General features: G+C 71.5%; 3 protein-coding genes and 1 pseudogene. All 4 read left to right on the forward strand.

Annotation, left to right across the window (positions count from 1 at the left end; all coding sequences use genetic code 11):
- Positions 1–435 (forward strand): annotated as a pseudogene (locus ACWEVO_RS33585) (hypothetical protein); the annotation flags it as partial.
- Positions 436–569: 134 nt separating this feature from the next.
- Positions 570–2,225 (forward strand): sodium:solute symporter family protein, encoded by a 1,656-nt coding sequence (locus ACWEVO_RS33590; RefSeq protein ID WP_452311443.1) that lies wholly within the window; start codon positions 570–572, stop codon positions 2,223–2,225.
- A 13-nt stretch (positions 2,226–2,238) separates the two neighbouring features.
- On the forward strand, positions 2,239–2,562 hold the full coding sequence (locus ACWEVO_RS33595) for a hypothetical protein (RefSeq protein ID WP_452311444.1): 324 nt from the start codon (positions 2,239–2,241) through the stop codon (positions 2,560–2,562).
- Positions 2,563–2,692: 130 nt separating this feature from the next.
- Positions 2,693–3,076, forward strand: a complete 384-nt coding sequence (locus ACWEVO_RS33600) for a hypothetical protein (protein WP_452311445.1) — start codon at positions 2,693–2,695, stop codon at positions 3,074–3,076.
- The last annotated feature ends 74 nt before the right edge of the window (positions 3,077–3,150 follow it).

Genomic DNA, 3,150 nt, shown 5'->3' on the forward strand with positions numbered 1-3,150 from the left:
GACGCTCTTCCGCTCTTGGTCGCCCGGGACGTCCGCCCCGCGGCGGCCGGCGCGGGCGTGGTCGGCGCGACGGCCGGCACCGGCGTGGCCGGGACGGCCACCGACGCGGGCGTGGCCGACGCGGCGGCCCCGGCCGCCCGCCCCACCCCGGGCGCGGTGCCGGCGGACGCCGCCACGCTCTTCGCCCCCGAGGCCGCGCAGGGCTTCCGGGACCGCTGGCGGGACGTGCAGCTGCGCTTCGTGGACGACCCGAAGGCCGCGGTCGGCGAGGCGCAGGCGCTGGTCGACGAGGCCATGGACGCCCTCGCCGCGGCGCTGCGGGAGCAGAAGAGCAAGCTGGGCGGCTGGCAGGAGTCCGGCTCGGCCGACACGGAGCAGCTGCGGGTGGCCGTGCGCGGCTACCGCGACTTCCTGGACCGCGTCCTGGGCCGCTGACCCGAGCATTCAGCATCGGCCCCGGTCGGAACTTCCGGCCGGGGCCCCGTCATGTGCGACGTATCGCACTCCATGCATGAAATCTCCCGATCGGGGTACCTGCGGGCGCAGCGTCGCACGGAGGGAGCCGAGGTATGGGCGACGGCCTACGGTTGAACATGAACGCGGTGGACTACGTCATCCTGGCGCTCTACTTCGTCACGGTCCTCGGGGTGGGCTTCGCCGCGCGCCGCGCGATCCGCACCAGCGTGGACTTCTTCCTCTCCGGCCGGTCGCTCCCCGCGTGGGTGACCGGCCTGGCCTTCGTCTCGGCCAACCTGGGCGCACTGGAGATCATCGGCATGGCCGCCAACGGCGCCCAGTACGGCGTGATGACCGTCCACTACTACTGGATCGGCGCCGTGCCGGCGATGGTCTTCCTCGGCATCGTGATGATGCCCTTCTACTACGGCTCGAAGGTCCGCAGTGTCCCCGAGTACCTGCGGCTGCGGTTCAACCGCCCGACCCACCTGCTCAACGCGATCAGCTTCGCGGTCGCCCAGGTGCTCATCGCCGGGGTGAACCTGTACGCGCTGGCGCTGGTGATGCAGGCCCTGCTCGGCTGGCCGCTCTGGCTGGCGATCGTGGTCGGGGCGTTCATCGTGCTGGCGTACATCACCATCGGCGGTCTCTCCGGGGCGATCTACAACGAGGTGCTCCAGTTCTTCGTGATCCTCGCCGGCCTGATCCCGATCACCGTGCTCGGCCTGGTGAAGGTCGGGGGCGTGTCCGGCCTGATGGACGCGGTCAAGGGCTCCAAGCTCGGCGAGGCCGGGCTGCACGCGTGGCAGGGCACCGGCAGCACGGACAACCCGCTCGGCGCGCACTGGCTGGGCATCGTCTTCGGCCTCGGCTTCGTGCTCTCCTTCGGCTACTGGACCACCAACTTCGCCGAGGTGCAGCGGGCCCTCTCCGCGCGGAACATGAGCGCCGCCCGGCGTACGCCGATCATCGCGGCGTACCCGAAGCTGTTCATCCCGCTGGTCACCGTGATCCCCGGCCTGGTCGCGCTGGTGACCGTGAAGGGACTGGGCGCGGAGAAGGGTGACCTGGTCTACAACAACGCCATCCCGCTGCTCATGCGGGACCTGCTGCCCAACGGGGTGCTCGGCATCGCGGTGACCGGCCTGCTCGCCTCGTTCATGGCCGGCATGGCGGCCAACGTCAGCGGTTTCAACACCGTGTTCACGTACGACATCTGGCAGGCGTACTTCAAGCGGGATCGGTCGGACGACTACTACGTGAAGATCGGCCGGATCGCGACCGTGGTGGGCGTGCTGGTGGGCATCGGCACGGCCTTCATCGCCGCCGGCTTCAGCAACATCATGAACTACATCCAGGCGCTGTTCTCGCTCTTCAACGCCCCGCTCTTCGCCACCTTCATCATCGGCATGTTCTGGAAGCGGATGAGCGCCCTGGCCGGTTTCTGGTCGCTGCTGCTGGGCACGCTGGCCGCACTGGCCACGTACCTGCTCTACAAGGGCGGCGTGGTGCACTTCAACTCGGACCTGGAGGAGAGCTTCTGGGGCGCCGGCATCGCCTTCGTCACGGTGGCGGTGGTCGCCCTGGTCATCACCCCGCTGACCCGGCCCAAGAACGACCACGAGCTGGAGGGGCTGGTCTACGGCATGGCGAACACCACCCTGACGGACGACTCGCTGGCCGGCGACGCCGCCTGGTACCGCTCGCCGGTGCTGCTCGGCGTGGTCGCCGTGATCCTCGCCGCCCTCTTCTACATCCCGGTCTTCTGAGAGGGGACGCACCGTGTCCGACCACCGCGAGCACCACCACTACGACCGCGAGTCCTACGACCCGATGGTCGAGGAGACCGAGGAGGAGCGGGACCGCTCGGCGGCCGCCCGGCTCTTCGACATCCGCCGGGTGATCGGCGGCCTGTTCGTCGTGTACGGGCTGATCGTGGGCCTGATGGGGCTCTTCGACTCGGCGGCGGAGATCGACAAGGCGCAGGGGGTCCGGATCAACCTCTGGGCCGGCCTGGCGATGCTGGTCTTCGGCCTGGCGATGCTGGGCTGGCAGTGGGTGAGTCCCAACCAGCCGCCGGAGCCGCACCACGGCGAGGAGCGCTGACCCGACCGTCCGGCGGCCCGGCCGACGGTTCCGCCCGGCCCGGCGGCCCGCCGCCGGGCCGTCGGCATGCCCGGGCGCGCACGGGGTAACCCAGGTGGATCACGGAACGGGACGACAGGAGGGCAGCAGCATGACGGATCGTGACCGTGCTGGCCGGCGGCCGCTGGAGGAGAGCCCCGAGGTGGCCGCGGCGGTGGACGACGACAGCACGGTGCCGCAGCTGCGCAGTGGCGGCACCGACCCGGACAATCCCGTCTTCACGGAGCCCGACGGCGCGGTGCCCGACACCGGCTCGCCGGACCTCCTCGGCGACCCTTACGCGGCCGGCACCGGCGCGACCGGCACCGGCACCGGGGCCGCCGGGGACAACATCCGCACCGGCGCGGAGCAGCCGTGGGAGCCGGAGGACCTGGTGATGGCCCGGGGCCAGGACCTCACCCCGGAGAACCTGGACCGGGCCCGCCGCGACCTGGCCGAGCTGGGCCGGGCGGCGATCGAGAAGACGGTCCCCTGACGCGCTGACGCGCCGGGCGCGGGGTCGGCGGGGCGGATCTCCACCGCCGCCGGCCCCGCGCCCATCCGTGCCGT

This window comes from Micromonospora sp. NPDC003776 (assembly GCF_053605645.1).

Coding starts and splice junctions, on each gene's coding strand:
- ACWEVO_RS33590 (WP_452311443.1), top strand. CDS start 570: ATGGGCGACGGCCTACGGTTGAACATGAACGCGGTGGACTACGTCATC.
- ACWEVO_RS33600 (WP_452311445.1), top strand. CDS start 2,693: ATGACGGATCGTGACCGTGCTGGCCGGCGGCCGCTGGAGGAGAGCCCC.